The organism is Saccharobesus litoralis (assembly GCF_003063625.1).
Taxonomy (GTDB): Bacteria; Pseudomonadota; Gammaproteobacteria; order Enterobacterales; family Alteromonadaceae; genus Saccharobesus; species Saccharobesus litoralis.
This window is the reverse complement of the sequence record NZ_CP026604.1, coordinates 2,257,781-2,278,113: the sequence shown is the minus strand read 5'-3', so window position 1 is coordinate 2,278,113 and position 20,333 is coordinate 2,257,781. Positions and strand designations below refer to the sequence as shown.

General features: G+C 42.9%; 17 protein-coding genes. 10 read left to right on the top strand and 7 right to left on the bottom strand.

What is annotated here, in order from left to right; all coding sequences use genetic code 11:
* The first annotated feature begins 26 nt into the window (after positions 1 to 26).
* Positions 27 to 152, top strand: coding sequence for a hypothetical protein (locus C2869_RS22985; protein WP_268958813.1), 126 nt, complete (start codon positions 27 to 29; stop codon positions 150 to 152).
* Between the two features lie 97 nt (positions 153 to 249).
* On the opposite strand, the gene pepF is transcribed toward C2869_RS22985, so the two are convergent.
* From pepF to C2869_RS07825, 5 genes are read right to left on the bottom strand one after another with little or no spacing between them, the layout of a single operon-like run.
* Positions 250 to 2,184, bottom strand: coding sequence for an oligoendopeptidase F (pepF, locus tag C2869_RS07845; RefSeq protein ID WP_108602415.1), 1,935 nt, complete (start codon positions 2,182 to 2,184; stop codon positions 250 to 252).
* A 16-nt stretch (positions 2,185 to 2,200) separates the two neighbouring features.
* Positions 2,201 to 3,919 (bottom strand): ABC transporter ATP-binding protein, encoded by a 1,719-nt coding sequence (locus C2869_RS23035; protein WP_108602414.1) that lies wholly within the window; start codon positions 3,917 to 3,919, stop codon positions 2,201 to 2,203.
* Positions 3,920 to 3,934: 15 nt separating this feature from the next.
* Positions 3,935 to 4,846 carry an oligopeptide ABC transporter permease OppC gene (oppC, locus tag C2869_RS07835; RefSeq protein WP_108602413.1) on the bottom strand — a complete coding sequence of 304 codons (912 nt, stop codon included), beginning with the start codon at positions 4,844 to 4,846 and terminating at the stop codon, positions 3,935 to 3,937.
* Positions 4,847 to 4,856: 10 nt separating this feature from the next.
* Entirely contained in the window at positions 4,857 to 5,780 is a 924-nt protein-coding gene (gene oppB / locus C2869_RS07830) for an oligopeptide ABC transporter permease OppB (RefSeq protein ID WP_108602412.1), read from the bottom strand.
* A 24-nt stretch (positions 5,781 to 5,804) separates the two neighbouring features.
* Positions 5,805 to 7,439 (bottom strand): ABC transporter substrate-binding protein, encoded by a 1,635-nt coding sequence (locus tag C2869_RS07825; protein WP_108602411.1) that lies wholly within the window; start codon positions 7,437 to 7,439, stop codon positions 5,805 to 5,807.
* Positions 7,440 to 7,677: 238 nt separating this feature from the next.
* Here C2869_RS07825 and priA point away from each other — a divergent pair, with 238 nt between their 5' ends.
* From priA to C2869_RS07790, 7 genes are all read left to right on the top strand, one after another.
* Entirely contained in the window at positions 7,678 to 9,879 is a 2,202-nt protein-coding gene (priA, locus tag C2869_RS07820; RefSeq protein WP_108602410.1) for a primosomal protein N', read from the top strand.
* Between the two features lie 97 nt (positions 9,880 to 9,976).
* A complete protein-coding gene (locus C2869_RS07815; protein WP_108602409.1) occupies positions 9,977 to 10,177 on the top strand; it encodes a YqaE/Pmp3 family membrane protein in 201 nt (66 codons plus the stop codon).
* Between the two features lie 12 nt (positions 10,178 to 10,189).
* Positions 10,190 to 10,831 carry a DUF2959 domain-containing protein gene (locus C2869_RS07810; protein ID WP_108602408.1) on the top strand — a complete coding sequence of 214 codons (642 nt, stop codon included), beginning with the start codon at positions 10,190 to 10,192 and terminating at the stop codon, positions 10,829 to 10,831.
* A gap of 159 nt (positions 10,832 to 10,990) precedes the next feature.
* Positions 10,991 to 11,536, top strand: a complete 546-nt coding sequence (locus tag C2869_RS07805; protein ID WP_108602407.1) for an SPOR domain-containing protein — start codon at positions 10,991 to 10,993, stop codon at positions 11,534 to 11,536.
* Between the two features lie 133 nt (positions 11,537 to 11,669).
* Positions 11,670 to 12,188, top strand: coding sequence for an ATP-dependent protease subunit HslV (gene hslV, locus C2869_RS07800; protein WP_108602406.1), 519 nt, complete (start codon positions 11,670 to 11,672; stop codon positions 12,186 to 12,188).
* Positions 12,189 to 12,247: 59 nt separating this feature from the next.
* Positions 12,248 to 13,576: an HslU--HslV peptidase ATPase subunit gene (gene hslU / locus C2869_RS07795; protein WP_108602405.1), complete on the top strand. Its 1,329-nt coding sequence runs from the start codon at positions 12,248 to 12,250 to the stop codon at positions 13,574 to 13,576.
* 112 nt (positions 13,577 to 13,688) lie between these two features.
* Positions 13,689 to 14,198, top strand: coding sequence for a GNAT family N-acetyltransferase (locus tag C2869_RS07790; protein WP_108602404.1), 510 nt, complete (start codon positions 13,689 to 13,691; stop codon positions 14,196 to 14,198).
* Between the two features lie 176 nt (positions 14,199 to 14,374).
* On the opposite strand, the gene C2869_RS07785 is transcribed toward C2869_RS07790, so the two are convergent.
* On the bottom strand, positions 14,375 to 16,282 hold the full coding sequence (locus C2869_RS07785) for an ATP-binding protein (protein WP_108602403.1): 1,908 nt from the start codon (positions 16,280 to 16,282) through the stop codon (positions 14,375 to 14,377).
* Positions 16,283 to 16,783: 501 nt separating this feature from the next.
* Between C2869_RS07785 and C2869_RS07780 the strand changes: the two genes are divergently transcribed.
* Positions 16,784 to 17,839 (top strand): hypothetical protein, encoded by a 1,056-nt coding sequence (locus C2869_RS07780; RefSeq protein WP_108602402.1) that lies wholly within the window; start codon positions 16,784 to 16,786, stop codon positions 17,837 to 17,839.
* A 207-nt stretch (positions 17,840 to 18,046) separates the two neighbouring features.
* On the opposite strand, the gene C2869_RS07775 is transcribed toward C2869_RS07780, so the two are convergent.
* A complete protein-coding gene (locus C2869_RS07775) occupies positions 18,047 to 19,510 on the bottom strand; it encodes a DEAD/DEAH box helicase (RefSeq protein WP_108602401.1) in 1,464 nt (487 codons plus the stop codon).
* A 473-nt stretch (positions 19,511 to 19,983) separates the two neighbouring features.
* Between C2869_RS07775 and C2869_RS07770 the strand changes: the two genes are divergently transcribed.
* The gene (locus C2869_RS07770) at positions 19,984 to 20,289 is read left to right on the top strand and encodes a DUF1294 domain-containing protein (RefSeq protein WP_108602400.1); all 306 of its coding nucleotides are present in this window, start codon (positions 19,984 to 19,986) and stop codon (positions 20,287 to 20,289) included.
* Positions 20,290 to 20,333: the final 44 nt, after the last annotated feature.

The window sequence follows — 20,333 nt, the reverse complement described above, 5'->3', positions numbered from 1 at the left end:
ACAAAATATCCTGTATCTATAATTAAGTGCGGAAGATCGGGTATATTAATCCGCAAGCGGCTTTAATGCTGAGTTATATGGCGGCCGAGCAAAGGCAACAACCTAAAGAAGATGGACAAGAATGGCGCTTACGAGCTCAGTATATCTTTTAGTTTTCGCAGCTTGATAAGTTATGTTTATCTTCAGATTAAAACAAAAAGGCCACCTTAAGTAAGGTAGCCTTTGTATAAATTGCGGGAAAGTGTTGTTTTACTGCTTGGCTGGAATCGCTTCCATTTTATCCATTATATTGTTCATTCGTGTCACTAACGCTCGATATGGTGCCGCTGTGGCCATATCAACCCCAGCTTGTTTCATAAGATTATACGGGTAGTCTGAGCCACCCGCTTTGAGCATGTTGATAAAAGCGTCGCGTGCTTGGGTGTCGCCTTTACCTATTTTCTCTGCTAAGCCGGCCGCTGCAGCAATGGATGTTGCATATTGGAATACATAAAAATCATAGTAAAAGTGCGGTATGTATGCCCATTCCATGGCATAAGCTTCATCAATTTTCATTACGCCTTGATCATGACCATGGTAACGTTTTAATAGATCTAAATAGATTTCGGATAATTTAGCGCCCGTTAATATTTCGCCAGCTTCCGCGGCATCATTAATTTTGAGCTCGAATTCGGCAAACATGGTTTGACGGAAGAAAGTACCGCGCAGCGCTTCTAAACCAATACCTAAATAGTAGAGTTTTTCTTGGTCTGTTTTGGCTTCTTTGATTACCATATCTTCAAGTAACATCTCATTCATGATAGATGCGGTTTCGGCAATAAAGGTTGCGTAATCAGCCGTTTCCCAAGGTTGAGTCTTATTACTTAGTACTGAGTGTACAGCATGGCCATATTCATGAGCGAAGGTCGAGGCACTGTTGTAGTCGTCGTTATGATTTAACAATACATAAGGGTGGACATCATACGCAGCACCAAACATGTATGCGCCAGAGCGTTTGCCTTCTTGTGGGTAAACATGCATCCAGCGCCCTTCTACGCCTTTATCGTATGCATCTAAATACTCTTGACCTAATGGCAATAATGCACGGCGTGTAATCGCGATAGAATCTTCAATGCTATAGGTTTTATCCAATTGCACTAATGGTGGGTAAATATCAAAGTAACGTAAATCATCTTCAATATTTAGCATTTGCTTACGCAATTTAAAATAACGATGTAGCGTGGGTAGCGCATCGTTAACCTCTTTGATCAAGGTGCGATACACAGTTTCAGGCATAGCATCGTCGAACAAAGCGCGGCTCACTGACGTATCGTGGTTACGTACTTGAGTTTTAAAAACTAAACCTTGTACGTGAGTATTCAGTACGCCGCCTAACGTTGCTTCATATTCTTTCCATTTTCCCCAAAACGTGTCGAAGACTTTTTGTCTGTCTTCACGTGAGGGAGCTTGACGCAGTTTTGAATAGCCAGCTTGATTGAGTAATTGAGTTTCACCAGTGCTGAGGGTGATTTCTGGCCAAGGAATGTTGGCGTTAGCGAATACTGAGTAAATCGAATTTGGCGCACTAGTTAATTTGCTGGTTTTTGCGAGTACGGCTTCGACTTCTTCACTTAAGGTATGTGGCGCATTGCGCAGAATGTTTTCTAACGCGTGTTTGTGAACCGCTAGCTTAGGCTCTTGCTTTAAGTATCGACGGATCTTAGTTTCACCTATTGCTAACACCTCAGGGTTATACCAACTTACGGCCGAGCCCAGATCACTGAGCAAGGCTTTAGCGAGTTGTCGGCGCTCTTCATTTTCAGCAATTTTTAAATTTTCATCGGCCTTTAAAGTGGCGTAAACCAACAAGCGCACCGCATCTTTGTATACGGATGATATTTGCTCACTTGCTGCGGCTAAGCTTTGCGCACTTTTGCCTAATGTGCCCTGTAAGTCTTTTAGCTTTTCTACGGCTTGTTTCGTTGTGGTATGTGCGTCTTGCCAAGCTTGGGCTGATGGGTATAAATCGGTTAGATCCCAAATGTATTTTTCATCTACAGGTTTAACCTTTGGTTGGGTTGATTCAGCTTTGGCCTGTGGCGCACTAGATCCAACTTTGGTTGCCGATGCGTCACTTGTTGTACCGCACGCATTTAATAATGCCGCGCTAATCACAAGGCTAAGGACTTTGAGTTTAGTCTTCATTATTCTTGTTTCCTTTTTATTCTGAATATTCTTGTACGGTTTTGTTTCTTTCAATCTGAGGATCGGGAATTGGCACTGCAGATAACAAGGCTTGTGTGTAAGGATGCTGCGGGTTGTCGTACAGGGTATCCGCTGATTCCATTTCCATTTTATTGCCTTTATACATCACAAGGACGCGATCCGAGATGTGCTTAACTACGGCGAGATCATGCGCAATAAAGATCAGGCTTAAACCGAGTTCTTGCTGTAACTCTTGTAATAAGTTGATCACCTGAGCTTGGATTGACACATCCAGTGCCGACACGGGTTCATCGCAAATAATCAGTTTAGGTTTTAAAATTAAAGCGCGGGCGATACCAATGCGTTGGCATTGCCCGCCTGAAAACTCATGCGGATAGCGATTGATTAAATTCGGCGACAAGCCGACTTTTGTCATGATGGCTTGTACTTGTTGTTTGCGCTCAGTTTTCGATAGCTCAGGAAAGTGAGTTTTTAAGGGTTCAGCGACAATATCACCGACAGTCATACGTGGATTTAACGAGCCTAACGGATCTTGAAAGATCATTTGAATATTGCTGCGCTCGTGTTGCCAAGCCTGTTTATCTAATTGGCTTAAATCCTTTCCTTGCCAAATAACTTTGCCCGCAGTTGGCTTAACTAGGCCAATGATCGCGCGTGCTAATGTTGATTTACCACTGCCGGATTCACCAACAATACCTAAAGTTTCTCCTGGGTAAACCTGAAACGAAATACCATCAACCGCTTTTAATATTTCGGGCTTTGACCAAGGCCAAGCGTTTTTCTGGGTGATTGCAAAATGCACTTTAATATCTTGCACATCGAGAATGGCTTGTTGAGTGTCGCTTGTGCTTTTTTCTTTTTTAGCACTGACAACAGGCTCTTGCTCTGTGTTGGTAGCCGCATCAGAGACTGTGGATAATGTATGCTGGTTTTTGTCTAGCCTAGGGATCGCCTGTAGCAAGCTTTTGGTGTAAGGGTGTTGGGGGCGATAAAATATGTTTTCAGCGCTGCCATATTCTTGTTTTTCGCCATTATGCATCACCAGTACATTGTCACAAATACCAGCTACAACCCCCAAGTCATGGGTGATCATGATAACAGCGGTATTAAATTCCTTTTGCAGCTCTTTTAACAACTGCATTATTTGCGCTTGTACTGTCACGTCTAGTGCTGTGCTGGGTTCATCCGCTATTAACAACTTAGGCTTACACAATAATGCCATGGCAATCATAACGCGTTGACACATACCGCCAGAAAACTCATGAGGATACATAGTCATGCGTTGCTGTGCTTTAGGAATTTTTACCGCATCTAGCATGGCTAGCGATTCAGCATAGGCTTGTTGTTTGCTTAACCCCTTGTGCAGACGCAAGACTTCCATTAATTGCTCGCCGACTTTCATGTACGGGTTGAGCGAGGTCATGGGATCTTGAAAGATCATGGATATTTGTTTAGCGCGGATCTGATTTAATTGTTGCTCAGGTAGATTAAGCAACTCTTGTTGTTCAAAGCGCGCCGAACCTTGAATAATGGCATTGGGCGCTTGTAACCCCATCAGGGCAAAAACAGATTGGCTTTTACCTGATCCTGATTCGCCAACAATGCCTAAGGTTTCGCCTTGATTAACCTTGTAGCTGAGTTTATTAACGGCGGTTACTATACCTTCTGGCGTCGTGAATTTAACTTGCAGATCGTTAACGTCGAGCAGTGACATAATTAGCTCCTTAGCCTAGTGCTTTTGCTTTGGATCTAAGGCGTCACGTAACCCGTCGCCTAGATAGTTAAAACAGAACAGAGTGGCCACCATAAATCCGGCTGGCACAAGTAATTGCCATATCGCGACCTCCATGGTTTGTGCGCCTTCTTGCAATAGTGCGCCCCAAGATGTCATTGGCTCTTGCACTCCTAGACCTAAGAAACTTAAAAAGCTCTCAAATAAGATCATGCCGGGTACCAGTAACGTAGCGTATACCACGACAACCCCTAAAACATTAGGCACAATGTGGCGGGTAATAATATGCCAGTTGCTAACACCGCAAACTTGGGCGGCTTCAATGAAGGCTTTGCCTTTTAAACTTAACGTTTGCCCGCGAACAATACGCGCCACATCTAGCCAAGATACACAACCAATCGCCACGAAAATCAAAAAAATATTGCGACCAAAAAAGGTGACTAGCAGGATAACTAAAAACATAAACGGCATAGAGGCGAGTATTTCCAGTACACGCATCATAACGCGGTCAGTATTGCCGCCAATAAAACCTGAAGTAGCGCCGTATAAGGTGCCAATTAGTACAGCAACTAATGCACCTAAAATACCAACAAGAATCGAAATACGCCCGCCGATCAGTACTCGCATGTATAAGTCGCGGCCTAGTGAGTCTGTGCCTAAATAATGGCCATTTTCCCAGCTTGGACCGGTGTGAATATTGGGCCAGTCGGCCACATCAAAACCGTGGGCGCCAAACAAAGGGCCAAACAACACAGCAAAAATAATAAATCCTAAAATGTAGGCGCTGATCATAGCAGCGCGGTTACGTTTAAAACGCAGCCACACGTCTTGCCATAAACTGCGTCCACTCACTTGTAATTGCTGACTAAAATTTTCAACCGCTTGGCTATTTTTTTGTTGAGTTAGCATGATCGTCTTCCTATTCGTAGCGGATTTTAGGGTCGATGGCGGCTAGCAAAATATCGACGATGGCGTTGAAGGTGATGGTTAAAAAACCAATTAGAATGGTTAGTCCTAATACCAGAGAATAATCGCGGTTAAGCGCGCCATTAACAAATAGCTTTCCAAGGCCGGGTAAACCAAAAATGGTTTCAATCACCACGGAACCGGTAATAATACCGACAAAAGCAGGCCCCATATAGGAAAGCACTGGCAACATGGCGGGGCGTAACGCATGGCGCAATACAATGGTTCGGTAAGGTAAACCTTTGGCAAGGGCGGTGCGAATAAAGTTGCTATTTAAGGTTTCTATCATCGAGCCACGCGTAATGCGGGCAAACGAGGCAATATAGAGTAAAGACATACTCAGCATGGGCAAAATAATAAATTGCCAACTGCCGCCTTGCCAGCCACCAGCCGGAAACCACCCCAGCTGAATAGCAAAGACAAAAATCAATACAGGCGCCAAAACAAATGATGGCATGATCACGCCCAGCATGGCGGTGGACATCATAGTGTAATCCAACCAAGTATTTTGTTTGAGCGCGGCTAATGTGCCAACACCAACCCCAACCACAGTGGTAAACAAAAATGCCAATAAGCCAATAGTGGCTGACACGGGCAAGGCTTGTTCGATTAATTCATTAACTGAGTAATCTTTGTACTTAAACGACGGGCCAAAGTCGCCTTGCAGGATATTGCCAAGGTATGAAAAGTACTGCTCGACTATGGGTTTATCAAAGCCGTATTTTGCTTCGATTTTTTCAATGATTTGCGGCGGTAAACTGCGTTCACTGGTAAACGGGTTGCCCGGTGCCATTCGCATCATAAAAAAGGTCGCGGTGACCAAAATCAACAAAGTGGGTATGGCTTCTAGTAATCGCTTAATAATAAATTTAAACATGGCTGTTATTCTTCGTCGCTTGGCTTACATTTGTTTAATGTACATGCTTTTACTGGGAGCTATATCCAACGCATTATTCATTGGGTAGCCGCCGACTCGTGGTTTGACGAGCCTTGCATTAACATAGTGATATAAAGGGATGATAGGCATGTCTTCGGCTAGTATCGCTTCCGCTTCTTTATAGGCTAAGCTGCGCTCTTGCTCGGTAGTGGATTGCAATGCTCGATTAACAACATCATCATAACGCTGACTTTTATAGCGCATATCGTTGGATGAATTGTTCGACATCAACAAGGTTAAAAAAGTGGAAGGCTCGTTGTAATCGCCACACCAACCTGAGCGAGTTAATTGGTAAACGCCAAAACGTCGGGTGTCTAAAAAGGTTTTCCACTCTTCATTAATTAGCGACACATGCACACCTAAGGTTTGCTTCCATAATTGGCGCACGGCGGTGGCAATTTTTTTGTGGTTTTCACTGGTGTTGTACAAGAGTTCAAACTTTAATGGATTGTTTTTGTCATAACCGGCTTCCTTTAACAAACGCTTGGCTTCTTGGTTGCGTTTTTCTTGGCTCCAAGTTGCATACTCTGGTAAATCGGCAGCCATGCCAGCGGTTTTGTCTGGGGTAAAATAGTAGGCCGGATCGACACCTTTACGCACGATATATTGGGCGATAATATCCCTGTCGAGCGCATAAGATAAAGCTTTGCGAATGCGCACGTCGTCAAATGGTGGGTTGTCGACTCGTACCCCATAATAATAGGAACAAAGCATAGGGGTTATCGTTACGCTTTCTTTAAAGTCTCGGGCTAAGCGGGTGTAATGTTCGTTGGGCAACTCGTAAGTAATATCAATTTCACCGCTTAAAAAGCGATTCATTTCCGCGACTTGGTTTTCGATAGGTAAATACACGACTTTGTCTAAAATAACTTTATCGGCATCCATGTATTTAGGATTTTTTACCAAGACCATGCGTTCATTGACGATCCACTCTTTAAGTAAAAATGCGCCGTTACCCACATAATTACCAGGGCGGGTCCATTTGTCGCCAAATTTTTCAAGGGTGGCTTGATGCACTGGCTTGACTGAGGTGTGGACCAGCATTTTGGGAAAATACGGCAAAGATTCGTTGAGCTCGAATTTTAGCGTGTGTTTATCTAGTGCGGTGATCCCTAATGTTTCAGGTTTTTTATCACCTTTTAAAACTTCAGCGGCGTTTTTTAGTGTGGTCATTTCTAAATACCAACCATAAGGTGATGCGGTATTGGGATCAGCTAAGCGTCGCCAGCTGTAAACAAAGTCATCTGCGGTGACAGGATCGCCATTCGACCACACAGCATCTTTACGTAAATGAAAAATAAAAGTGCGGTTGTCGTCGGTTTGCCAATGACTGGCAACAGCGGGGATCAATTGACCATTTTCATCTTCAGAGGTTAGGCCTTCTATTAAGTCGCGGATCACAGCTGAGGCGTTCATTGCCTCACTTTTATGAGGATCGAGAGAAGGCACTTCCGAGCCAATTCCTCTGACCAATTCTTGTTTTGCGGCAAGCTTAACCCCTTGTGGAACATTGGCAGCTTGCAAACTCGTTACACAAGTTAGGCTTAATACTGACAGCAAAACGCAACGTTTAAACCAACGCGGATATTGAGCAAACATGGTTGACCTTTTGTTTTTATTCGTATTTTTATGAAATCGCTACCCCCATAGTATTGGCAGAAATACGTACGAAGGGCAAGTGTTGCGATACCACAAAATTAAGCTTTGTTGTGTTATGTTGAATAAGCCCAGCTTTAGTGGTTATGAAGTTACCTAGGCTTAGGTCATAAAATATTAAAATTAGCTTAGGTGGCGATTAGTATTTTCCAGCTTTGGCTTGGCCTGTTAGAATCGCGCCATGCAAAACCATATTGCCCGTGTCGCGTTAATAACGCCGGTACGCCGTCTATTTGATTACCTAATCCCAAATGAAAACCAGCCCACATTAGAGGCGGGTATGCGGGTGCGCGTGCCGTTTGCCCGTGGCCACAAAGTGGGTTTAGTGGTTGAAGTAACTAGCCAATCAGAATGGACACTCGCCAAGTTAAAAGCTATTAGCGATGTGTTAGACGACAGCCCGTTATTTGACACAGTTAATATGCAAATAAGGCATTGGCTTGGCGAATACTACATGGCGCCGCCGGGCGAAGCTTATATGAATTTGCTCCCCAAAAAACTCAAGGCTGGAGAACCCGCGTTATTACCGAGTATTGAAAAATGGCAAGCTAATGTTGATGGTAAGTTGTTGGTAACTAATCAAGCTAAACGTCAATTAGCTTTGTTAGATTGGATGGGGCAAAGGCAGGTTAGTTTAGTTGAAGTTAAACAAGCTGGCTTTAGTCGTGATCTGCTCAATAAATTGCAAGAAAGCCAAGCCATTTCACGCGTCGAGTTGCGACCAGAAGGCTCAATCAGCAAGCAGGTTAATTATCGTGATCTGGGGTTAACTTTATTAGATGAGCAGCAAGCTGCCATAAACCGTATCACAGCGCAGCTTAATCAGTTTAAGGCCATTTTGCTGCAAGGAGTTACTGGCAGTGGCAAAACAGAAGTTTACATTCAAGCTATGGCTAAGGCGTTGCAACAAAACCAACAAGTCTTGGTCTTGGTCCCCGAGATAGGTTTAACCCCGCAAACGTTACAGCGTTTCGCTGAGCGTTTTGATAGTGAGATTGTCGTTTTACATTCTGAGCTGAATGATACAGAGCGGTATCTTGCTTGGCTTAAAGCTAAAATGGGTTTGGCGCGGATCGTGGTTGGCACGCGTTCGGCCGTATTAGCGCCGATGCCAGACTTAGGGTTAATTATTCTTGATGAAGAACATGATATCTCCTTTAAGCAGCAGGACTCATTGCGCTATAACGCAAGAGATGTTGCGGTAAAACGCGCACATCTGCAACAAGTACCTATCGTATTGGGCTCAGCTACCCCCTCGTTAGAGAGTTATTACAACGCGATACAGGGGCGCTATTTACATCTTAAATTGCAACAACGTGCGCAGCAAAGCCAACCGCCACAACCTGTCGTACTCGATATTAAAGATCAACCTTTACAAGATGGCTTAGCGCCACGCGTACTGGACTTAATGGCCAAGCACCTAGATGCCGGAAATCAAGTATTGGTCTTTTTAAACCGCAGAGGATTTGCTCCGGCCTTGATGTGTCATGAATGTGGTTGGATATACGAGTGTCAGCGCTGTGATCATCACTTTACTTATCATCAATCGCCGCGCCAAGCGCAGTGCCATCAATGTGGAGAAATTACCCCTGTTCCGCGGCAATGCCATAGTTGCGGATCTACGCAGATTATTGATTGGGGAGTGGGTACTGAAAAACTAGAAGCGTTTTTAAAGCAACGCTTTGAGAAAACGCCACCGTTAAGAGTCGATCGCGACAATATCCGTGGCAAAGGTCAGCTAGCACAAACCCTGCATGAGGTTAAGCAAGGTGAACATCAGTTATTAATTGGCACGCAAATGCTGGCTAAAGGCCATCATTTTCCAAATCTAACCTTAACCGTGATCGTCAATTTGGATAATGCGTTATACAGCGCTGATTTTCGAGCGATAGAGCGCATGTCTCAATTGTTAGTGCAAGTCGCAGGGCGAGCAGGGCGAGGCGATAAACCCGGGCAAGTGGTATTACAAAGTCATCACCCAGAGCACAGTGTGATCAATCTCGTATGCCAACAAAATTACGAGGCGGTGTTAAGTTATTTACTGCAAGAGCGTCAAGCCATGATGTTGCCGCCATATCAATTTTGGGCGGTATTGCGAGCAGAAGCGCATCAACCTGCTTTGGTTGAACAATTTTGTGCACAAGTCACAGAGTTACTCAAACCTTACTTGCAGCATCATTATCAACAAGTGATTTTATTACCGGCTTTTCCGGCAGCACAAGAAAAGCGCGCGGGTAAATATCGTTACTTAATGGTATTTGAAAGTAAGCAGCGTAACCAACTTAACGCCGCATTAAAACAATTGTGTCAGCTAATAGAAGCGCAAAAAGGCCTGTCTCAAGTGCGTTGGTTACTCGATATTGATCCGCAAGATATCTGCTAGAACCACAGTTTTGCCGCATATAACTTTTTATTTCATTTTCAATCTTTCTATTTCAGGCTAAAGTAGAGTTAATTCTAGTTTTAAAGGAATAGAGATTATGATGTATTTATTGGCCATTTTGTTGCCGCCACTTGCCGTATTGTTTATTGGTCGCCCTATTCAAGCTTTATTGAATTTGGTCCTTACTTTGTTTTTTTGGATCCCTGGCGCTATTCACGCTGTACTTTTAGTCCATAGCAAAAAACAAGACAAGCGTACTAAAGAAATCGTCGATGCGATAAAAAGCAATAAAGAATAAGGGGCCTATAACATGATCAAGTTAAACGTTTTCTGTTTAGTCATAGCGTGTTTAAGCTTAAGTGCATGCCAAACAGCTTATTATTCCGCAATGGAAAAAGTTGGGATCCATAAACGCGAGATCATGGTTGACCGTATTGAAGATGCGCAAGCATCACAAAAAGAAGTACAGCAAGAGTTTCAATCCGCGTTGGACAAGTTTCGTTCCGTGGTTGAAATGGATGGCGGTGAGTTAGAAAAACAGTATGACACCCTAAAGGCAACTTATGATGATGCCAAAAGTGCGGCTGATGATGTCTCTAAGCGCATTGATAGCGTCGAGGATGTCGCTGATGCATTATTTGACGAATGGCAAGATGAATTAGATCAATATTCTAGTGCCAAGCTAAAACGCCAAAGTCAGGACAAGCTAAAGAAAACCGAGCGCCAATATCAAAAGCTGATTAAAAACATGCGTCGTACAGAGCAAAAAATGGCACCGTTTTTAGCCGCGTTGAATGATAATGTGTTGTACTTAAAACACAATCTTAACGCTAAAGCGATAGGTGCATTAAAAGGCGAGCTATCCGGTATTCAGCGTGAAGTGACGCAAATTATTGACGATATTAATGTATCAATCGAAGAGTCAAACCGCTTTATCAAAAGCTTACAGTAATCTTTTAAAATTAGGGCCATATACATACTGTATACAGGCTCTAACTTTTTGATCTAAGCGCGAGGTTTGTCTCGCGCTACAATTCAGTATACTGATCACCATTCCTCTACTGTTGTTCGTGTAACAGTATGACTCCCCTTTTTAGTTAGATAACGTTGTATGGCACCTAGGGATTATAAAAATCGTGGTCGCGCTCAACCGCGCAAAAAGCAAATAGAGCAAGCGCCGCCAAAAAGTAAAATAAAGCTAGTTATTGTGTTGATAGTTACGCTTTTGGTGACGTCTGGTTTTGGCTATATGTTGTGGGCGATCAAAGCCAAAGCGCCAGAGCAACAAGAAAAAAACCAACAAACGCAAGTTCAAACGCCACAAGAAAAGCCATTGCCTAAAATGCCAGAGGAAAAATGGCAATATATAGATGAGCTGAAAGATAAAGAAGTGATAGTCGATGTACCTGAGCGCAAAAAATCGACTCGTCGTTATCAAATGCAATGCGCATCGTTTAAAAGCAAGCAAGCCGCAGAAGAAACCAAAGCGCGGATGGCATTTATTGGTGTTGAAGCCATGGTGAAAAATCGTAAAGGCGAGTCTTGGTATCGCGTAGTATTAGGGCCGTTTGAAAGCAAACGAGATACTGAGCCTGTGCGACATAAATTACAGCGCAATGGATTTGAAGGTTGCCAAGTCTGGGGATGGAATTGGTAAAAGCGAGAGTTAGCTCGTGGTAAATATGACAAAACCTTGAAATATTAAAAAAAACGCCCATAAAGAGAACTAGAACCTTTTTATGGGCGTTTTTGTTTTCTAATGTTCCGCCCGCATTCCATAGGAAATTAGTGTGACTACTATAGTTTCTGCACGTCGCAATGGCCAAGTAGCCATGGGTGGCGACGGCCAAGTATCACTTGGCAACACCGTAATGAAGGGCAATGCCCGTAAAGTACGTCGTTTATATAATAATCAAGTTATTGCTGGTTTTGCTGGCGGTACGGCTGATGCATTCACTTTGTTTGAACGATTTGAGAGTAAATTAGAGCAGCATCAAGGGCACTTGTTACGTGCTGCGGTTGAATTGGCTAAAGATTGGCGTACTGATCGCATGTTACGTAAACTTGAGGCATTACTGGCGGTTGCCGACAAAGAAACCTCATTAATCATTACAGGTAATGGCGATGTGATCCAGCCAGAGCATGATTTGATTGCGATTGGATCTGGTGGGCCTTTTGCTCAAGCTGCCGCGACTGCCTTGCTCGAAAATTCAGAGCTAGGCGCCAAAGACATCGTTGAAAAAAGTTTAACGATTGCTGGCAATATTTGTGTGTATACCAACACCAATCAAACCATAGAAGAACTTTAACCCATTTGTTTGCGATGGGCTAAACTTAAGCCCATGCGCTGGAAGTAAGAGATTTAACTATGTCAGAAATGACTCCAAGAGAAATTGTTCACGAACTAAATAGCCATATTGTCGGCCAGCAATCGGCTAAAAAAGCCGTGGCAATCGCTTTACGTAATCGCTGGCGTCGTATGCAGTTAAATGAAGAGCTACGTCAAGAAGTTACACCGAAAAATATTTTAATGATTGGCCCAACGGGGGTTGGTAAAACCGAGATCGCTCGCCGCTTGGCTAAACTCGCCAACGCACCGTTCATAAAAGTCGAAGCAACCAAATTTACTGAAGTCGGCTATGTAGGTAAAGAAGTCGAAACTATTATTCGTGATTTAGCGGATATTTCAGTTAAGTTAACCAGAGAATTAGAAACCGCAAAGGTAAAACACCGCGCAGAAGAATCAGCTGAAGAGCGTATTTTAGATGCATTATTACCACGCCCAACTAATACATTTGGTGAAACTGAGCAGGTTGACGATTCCAATACCCGTCAAATCTTTCGTAAAAAACTGCGCGAAGGTCAGTTAGACGACAAAGAAATTGAAATCGATGTTGCAGCCCCGCAAGTCGGAGTTGAGATCATGGCGCCGCCAGGCATGGAAGAAATGACTAATCAGCTGCAAAGTATGTTTCAAAATTTAGGCGGCAAAGACAAAAAGTCACGCAAGCTTAAAGTAAAAGATGCTTTGAAGATTTTGATTGAAGAAGAAGCACAGCGCCTAGTTAATCCTGAAGATTTGAAAGAAGCTGCCATCAACGCAGTTGAACAAAATGGCATTGTGTTTATTGATGAAATCGACAAAATTTGTAAGCGCGGCGATACCTCTGGTCCAGACGTTTCGCGTGAAGGGGTGCAGCGTGACTTACTACCTTTAGTTGAAGGCAGTACAGTAACCACTAAACACGGTATGGTTAAAACCGACCACATTTTGTTTATTGCCTCTGGCGCTTTTCAAATGGCGAAACCGTCGGATTTGATCCCTGAATTACAAGGCCGTTTACCGATCCGCGTTGAGTTAGAAGCGCTAACCGCAGAAGACTTTGTGCGTATATTAACCGAGCCTAATGCGTCGTTAACTGAACAATACACGGCTTTATTGGCGACAGAAGGTGTTAATGTTGAATTTACGCAAGACGGCATAGAGCGTATTGCTAATGCAGCTTGGCAGGTTAACGAAAAAACGGAAAACATCGGTGCGCGGCGTTTACACACTGTGATGGAACGTTTGATGGAAGAGATCTCGTACGATGCCTCAGAGCGTTCAGGCGATACTATTACGGTTAACGCCGAATATGTTAATAAGTACTTAGATGAATTGGTTGAAGATGAAGATTTAAGCCGTTTCGTGCTGTAACGCTTTATGCTCTTTATCCAATAGCTAACTAGTTCAAATAAAAAGGTCGCAAATGCGGCCTTTTTTTATTCTAGCGCTACAATTAGGGTAAGTTTGCTTTGGAAAATAAAGTATGTCTCAAAACACGACCTATTACTTGGAAATGTTGGAACCTGAGCAATTGAATGCCAAACTGTGCCCTGACTGGTTAGCCATTAAAGAATGTGTGAAACCACAGGCACAACTTAATCAATTTTTATATGCGACGGTAGGTGAGTCGTGGCAGTGGACTGAAAAGCGCCCTTGGTCGTCACAAGTTTGGCAATCCTATGTTGAACGCGACAACATGCGTACTTGGTTAGCTTTGGAACAAGGCTCTATTGTTGGCTATTTTGAACTTGAGAAAAATGCCGATGGTGAAGTTGAAATTATGTACTTAGGTTTAATGCCTGAATACATAGGTAAAGGCGCTGGCGGTGCATTACTAACAGCGGCTGTTGAGCAAGCATGGGCATGGCAAGCTAGCCGAGTGTGGGTTAAATCGAATGATCTACTCGAGCACCCGACAGCCAAACGCAATTATAAAAAACGCGGCTTTAAACAATACAAACGCGAGCGAAATTTGTTTCAAGCGGTTGGTTAGCCCATTCATTTGATCTACCTTCTCACTTAAGCAGTTGGGTTATACCGGCTGCTTAGCTTATTCATTCACTATATTAAATTAACGGTATTAGTAATGGGTACAAGTTATTAGGTATCGTCTGGAAATAGAAACCAGCCGCTTAAACCCCAATCGCTCGAACTATAGTATGTCTGTGGCTAAATCCTTTCACCTGAATATAAGGCATCATTCAGTTGTTCGATGAGTTGGCTAAACACGGTATCGACTTCACCATAGCGCTGTGCTTTGAGTAATTGTTCTAACTCTCCTGCTATTTCCGATACTTTTTTAAAGCCAAAATTACCGGCTGAGCCTTTAATGCTGTGTGAAACCTTGGCTAGTTTTTGCCAATCGTGAGCCGACTTTGCGTGTTTTAGCATTTCTATCTCACAAGGTAGGCTTTCGACATATTCCTTTACCAACTGACGAAATGCGGCGTTGTCCATTGAGAATAAACTGTCGTCATCGTCGTTTTCGTCAGCTTGGCTATTTGCCTGTGGGCAATATTGACTAATGGTTTCTACAAAACTGTCGTGGTCTATGGGTTTAGCAACATGGGCATTAAAGCCTATTTTTAAATAGTGCTGAATGTCTTGAGTCATGGCATTAGCGGTTAATGCGACAACGGGAATGTCACCATCACTGGCGCGAATAATTTCAATCGCTTCTTCCCCGCTCATGACAGGCATTTGAATATCCATGAGGATTAAATCAAAATCATTCAGTAGGGCTTTTTCAACCGCTTGTTCGCCATGCTCTGCTTGAGTGACTTGCAAACCGAGCTGTTCAAGTTTTAGCGTTATTAGCTTACGGTTGTCTGTGTTGTCTTCTGCTATTAATACATGACCTGCTAGTTGCACTTTTAAACCCATAGAGGCCTCGTGGTTTGGTTTCTGGCTTTGTCCTTCTGATTGATATATTAGTTCACTGCTGGCAGTTTGCTCGGCTTTAATGGAAAAAGTGAAGGTTGAACCTTGGCCTTCAGTACTACGCACTTTAATTTCGCCGCCGAGTTTTTCAACCAGTTGCTTGCATATATAGAGTCCTAAACCTGTGCCACCATAATTGCGCCGTACGCTAATGTCGCCTTGATGATAAGGTTTAAACAAGCCGGTTAACATGGTGTTCGACATGCCAATGCCGGAATCTTTTAAAATAAATAGTAGGGTGTTTTGCTCTCGGCTGTAGCTGACGGCTAAGTTTACGCTGCCGTGTGCTGTGAACTTAATGGCGTTAGAGGTTAGGTTGATTAAAATTTGCTTGAGCCGAGTTGGATCTGTGATTATTTCTGTTGGCAGTGGGTAGTGATAATCTAAATTGAACTCCAGGCCTTTTTTGTAGGCTTGCTCGGCTTGCATTTGTTGCACTTGTTCAATGACATTTAACCAGTTGGTATTGAGTTTTTCAATTTGCAGTTTACCGGCTTCAATTTTTGATAAGTCCAGAATGTCGTTAACTAGGGTAAGAATGTGTTCGCCATTTTGCCGTATGGTACGTACGGTGCCGTCTTTGGTTTCACGGCTTAAACCTTCACTAAAATAACTTTCGGCATAACCTAAAATGGCGGTCAGTGGCGTGCGAATTTCGTGACTCATTTGCGCTAAAAAGTCACTTTTAAAGCGGTTGGCTTGCGCTTCTTTTTCGCGTAACTCTTGGTTATGGCGGTTGGCTTGATCTAAATCGTGTTCGTATAAAAACAATCGGCGATTTATTTTTTCTAAAATTAAACTCGCGACCCAAGTGGCTATGCCCCAAACGAACATTAAAAAGACAATATTACGCTCAGCTTGATTGAATTTGTCAAAAGCGAGTAATAATAGGGTTGGCATTACGCAACTGATTAGCCCTGCTTTTAATGCCATTTTGGCACCGAGTTGGCTGATAACGATACCAAACAAATAAAATAAGGCTGTTGGCACCACTTGAACATAGCGCTCGCCGACTATCATATTGAGATAGGGGACATAACACATGCCGACAGCAACATACAGTAGCATGGATTGGGTTAGCGTTAGTAAACGCCATTTAGATAAGGTCGCGAAGGTGATGGTTGCCCAAAATACCATGTATATTGAGCGAGTCAGTAGTAACTCATCAAAACGGTAAGCGTCGTTAAAATAGCAGCAATTATTGGTAAATACACAACGCCAAGGAATTCAAGGTTTACAAGGGACTAAAAAATAAAGTTTTCGCGCTAAATTTGTCGAGATAGGTCAATCGATCACAACAAGTGTGGAAAAAGATCACAGACAAAATGATTTAAGTGTTGCATGCTAATACCATAATTAATTGGCTTGCATAATTTTGAATTCTTTAACGAAAAGTAAAAAGCACCTTAGTTTCGATGCGTTGCGAAAAGCCATGTCATCGCATATTGAAAGTTTTGATGATCCTCGTCAACAAGGCAAGTGCACGTACACCCTTCACGATACAGTCATGAGTGCGTTTGCTTGTATGTATTTTCAAGACCTTCGCTGGTTCAATTCCAAAAAAGACTAGAGAGAAAGTATCAACGAAGTAATTTAAATACCCTATTTCGTATCAAAGAGACGCCCAAAGACAACCAGATGAAAGACATTCTGGATACCATAGACAGTGAATGCTTTGCACCGGTTTTTAAAGATTACTTTGAACGACTTAGACGTCATCATCACTTACAAAGCTTTGAAGTGCTACCTGGTAAACTCCTTTGTGCCATTGATGGAACTCAATACCACAGCTCCAAAAGTGTCCACTGTGACGGCTGCCTAACGAAGCAACATCGTAATGGCGAAATCACCTATAACCATGCGGTATTACAAGGTGCCATTATGCATCCAAGTCAGCGACAGGTTATTCCGGTTATGCCTGAAGCCATAAAAAATACAGACGGTGCGAAAAAACAAGACTGTGAAATGAATGCGGCTAAGCGCTTTGTAAAAAGGCTGAAAAAAGCTCACCCTCGTCAATCCTTTATTATTTGCGGTGACGGTTTAATGTCGAAACAACCCTTAATCGAATCGACATTGGCAGAAGGGTTTAGCTTTCTATTTATGGCAAAGAAAGATGACCATAAGTACCTGTATGACTGGTTAGCGGCTTATGAGTCACTATCTAGTCAGTCATACACAGATGAAAAAGACGTGACTCACCAATTTAGTTGGCAAAATGATGTGCCACTTCATGGTGGCGAAAAGAGTATCCATGTCAATTATCTAGAATATCGGCAAATCAAAAAGGGTAAACAGACATATCTTGGTAGCTGGGTCAGTGACATTGAGATAAATAAAGACAATGTGATTGCGTTGGCGAAAGCAGGGCGCTGTCGATGGAAAATAGAAAACGAATGCTTCAACAGCCTTAAAAACCAAGGGTATGAAGTTGAACATAACTACGGTCATGGCCACGAGAATTTAAGTTACAACATGTACCTACTGACCTTGCTTGCCTTTTTCTACCATCAAATCTTTGAATTGACAGATGGAGCGTACCAACAGTGTCGGCAAGAGTACGGTTCAAAGCGTTTTTTATGGGAAAACTTCAGAGTCACAATCCGGTATGTTTTGTTTGATTCATGGGCAGATTTAATGACTCATCTACTCACAGACCATGAAATTACAGAGGAAGCTTATTATCGACCTTAAGTAGAGAAATTGTGAATAAAGGATGCTGAAGCATAGGTTCACCCCTGCGCGAAGCATAGAGATTAAATGGGTCCCACCAATCTAAGATGGCTTAACTTGGCAAAATAACAGTAAAAAGGCCATCAGTGCTTGCATATACAGCTTCACCAATAATTGCTGAATTTAGCCGACTTAAATTGCACATTCGTTTTACGGCGACGGTTACTATTAGCTAGGTTTGCCATTACCTACCCGCCCGATGTACCCGTATTCTTTCTTTATTTGCGGTTTGGCTATTGACGTTTTGTTGTGTGCTGGTTTTCTTGATGGCGAATCCGCATGGCGTGACTTTTTAGCTGAGCTACCCGGCTTATGTTTAGCAAAGCCTTGCCCGTCTTTGTGCTCTACTTTGGCTCTTTTCGGCTTTTTCGGTTTCTTGGCTTTTAACGGCCTGATCTTCGTTTGTGGTACCACTTCTTTAGTTTCATAGCCATCTAATAATTTACGCTCAATTAGCTCACCGGTTACGCATTCTATCGCGGATAATTGCTTGGCTTCTTCACTACATACCAAAGAGATGGCTTTACCTGTAGCGCCCGCTCGTCCGGTACGGCCAATGCGATGTACATAGTCTTCTGCGACATGCGGCAGTTCAAAGTTAACCACTTGCGGTAATTGCTCAATATCCAATCCGCGTGCTGCAATATCAGTCGCCACTAAAACCGCAATATCACCCGCTTTAAACTCGGCTAAAGCGCGGGTTCTGGCACCTTGACTTTTGTCGCCATGGATCGCCGCAGCAGTAATTTTAGCTTTATCCAGTTTACGCACCAAACGGTTAGCGCCATGTTTAGTGCGAGTGAAAACTAATACTTGAAACCAAGAGTTTTGCTTAATTAAACGAATTAAAATATCTGTTTTATGGCTTCGTTCAACCACGTATAAACTTTGATCAACCGAACGATTGGTCGAGTTTTCAGGGGTTACTGACACTTCAATAGGGTTATGCGTCATATCCTTAGCTAACGCCCGAATATCCGGTGAAAAAGTCGCAGAAAACATCAAAGTTTGACGCTTTTTCGGTAACAAATCTAAAATTTTACGAATATCACGAATGAATCCCATGTCTAACATGCGATCAGCTTCATCCAATACCAAAATTTCTAACTTGTCGAATTTAATCGCATTTTGTTGATATAAATCTAAAAGGCGACCTGGTGTAGCCACCAAGACATCGGCTCCCCCTCTTAGCTTTTGCATTTGAGGGTTAATTTTTACGCCACCAAACACAACATGAGAGGTTAAAGGCAACTGACTGCCGTATTTATCAACACTCTCGGCTACTTGAGCGGCTAACTCTCGAGTTGGCGTTAACACTAATGCGCGAACTTGGTTACGGCTAGCTAAGGTTCCTTTATTCAATAAATCCAGCATAGGTAGAGTAAAACCCGCTGTTTTACCTGTACCCGTTTGCGCAGCAGCCATTAGATCGCGTTTTTTTAATACTACAGGGATGGCTTCAGCTTGAATGGGTGATGGTTGGGTATAACCCGCTTGGCTAACAGCGCGCACTATAGCAGTAGACAAACCTAACGATTCAAATCCAGCTAACTGTGTATCAGGCGTACCGGTTTCCACCGTTTGCTCTGGAGTTGTATTCACTGTTTTATTACTACCGTTTTCTTCAACCATTATCACACCGTTAACTAAACTCAATCTGCCCTAGATGGCGCCAGATTTAATAAGGCGGCAGAGCATACAGGAAAGACGCTTATACACCTAATATTAGTTGGCAAACTGCCAAATAAAATGGCGGTTTAATAATATAGTCAAAGCGATCAGGTTTTAGGGGAAGCCGTCAAGCTTCGAATCCCATGAGCATATGCTCTATTATGTGATTGGGGTGAGTAAGCGCTGACAATGAACCATAAGGCCTGAACGAGAAGACTATAACGTGCTTTTGACAATAAGCAGCAACCATTGTAAAAACAGGTATCACTCATCCACCACGAATTGCATTTGAAACCCTATCGCGCTAAGCCCAGTCCGTTTGGCTATGGTTTTACATTATTGTTTTGCTGCCTCCTAGCGGGTTTAACCTTAAATGGTAAAACAAGCCTGATGATGCCAACAATCTATTTTAGCCTCAGCTTAATTACCTTTATTTGTATGCATTAGATAAATCTGCCGCCAAAAAGCAGCGCTGGCGAATACCTGAACTAAGATTGCATATATTGGCTGTATGCGGCGGATGGCCTGGCGCATATATTGCTCAAAGGCAGTTACGCCATAAATCGGTTAAACGTCAGTTCAAAGTCGTGTTTTGGTTAACGGTTTTTATCAATATCGCTAGCTTTGCTTGGCTTTTAAGCAAACAAGGGCAAGGTGCGCTGAGTTTAATCACCAACTTTATAAATCAAATTAACGATATTTTTCGACCGGTTATCAAGGCTTTATTTTGGGGCGGGTAATTCGCTAAACTATGTTTGAAAAAAAGGTGTATCAATTCAGCACT

Excerpts from the sequence above, each read along its gene's own strand:
- pepF (WP_108602415.1), bottom strand. The coding sequence starts at position 2,184 with ATGAAGACTAAACTCAAAGTCCTTAGCCTTGTGATTAGCGCGGCATTA.
- C2869_RS07790 (WP_108602404.1), top strand. The coding sequence starts at position 13,689 with ATGTCTCAAAACACGACCTATTACTTGGAAATGTTGGAACCTGAGCAA.
- oppC (WP_108602413.1), bottom strand. The coding sequence starts at position 4,846 with ATGCTAACTCAACAAAAAAATAGCCAAGCGGTTGAAAATTTTAGTCAG.
- C2869_RS07775 (WP_108602401.1), bottom strand. The coding sequence starts at position 19,510 with ATGGTTGAAGAAAACGGTAGTAATAAAACAGTGAATACAACTCCAGAG.
- oppB (WP_108602412.1), bottom strand. The coding sequence starts at position 5,780 with ATGTTTAAATTTATTATTAAGCGATTACTAGAAGCCATACCCACTTTG.
- C2869_RS07780 (WP_108602402.1), top strand. The coding sequence starts at position 16,784 with ATGAAAGACATTCTGGATACCATAGACAGTGAATGCTTTGCACCGGTT.
- C2869_RS07815 (WP_108602409.1), top strand. The coding sequence starts at position 9,977 with ATGATGTATTTATTGGCCATTTTGTTGCCGCCACTTGCCGTATTGTTT.
- priA (WP_108602410.1), top strand. The coding sequence starts at position 7,678 with ATGCAAAACCATATTGCCCGTGTCGCGTTAATAACGCCGGTACGCCGT.
- hslU (WP_108602405.1), top strand. The coding sequence starts at position 12,248 with ATGTCAGAAATGACTCCAAGAGAAATTGTTCACGAACTAAATAGCCAT.
- C2869_RS07785 (WP_108602403.1), bottom strand. The coding sequence starts at position 16,282 with ATGGTATTTTGGGCAACCATCACCTTCGCGACCTTATCTAAATGGCGT.
- C2869_RS07805 (WP_108602407.1), top strand. The coding sequence starts at position 10,991 with ATGGCACCTAGGGATTATAAAAATCGTGGTCGCGCTCAACCGCGCAAA.
- C2869_RS07825 (WP_108602411.1), bottom strand. The coding sequence starts at position 7,439 with ATGTTTGCTCAATATCCGCGTTGGTTTAAACGTTGCGTTTTGCTGTCA.
- C2869_RS23035 (WP_108602414.1), bottom strand. The coding sequence starts at position 3,919 with ATGTCACTGCTCGACGTTAACGATCTGCAAGTTAAATTCACGACGCCA.
- C2869_RS07810 (WP_108602408.1), top strand. The coding sequence starts at position 10,190 with ATGATCAAGTTAAACGTTTTCTGTTTAGTCATAGCGTGTTTAAGCTTA.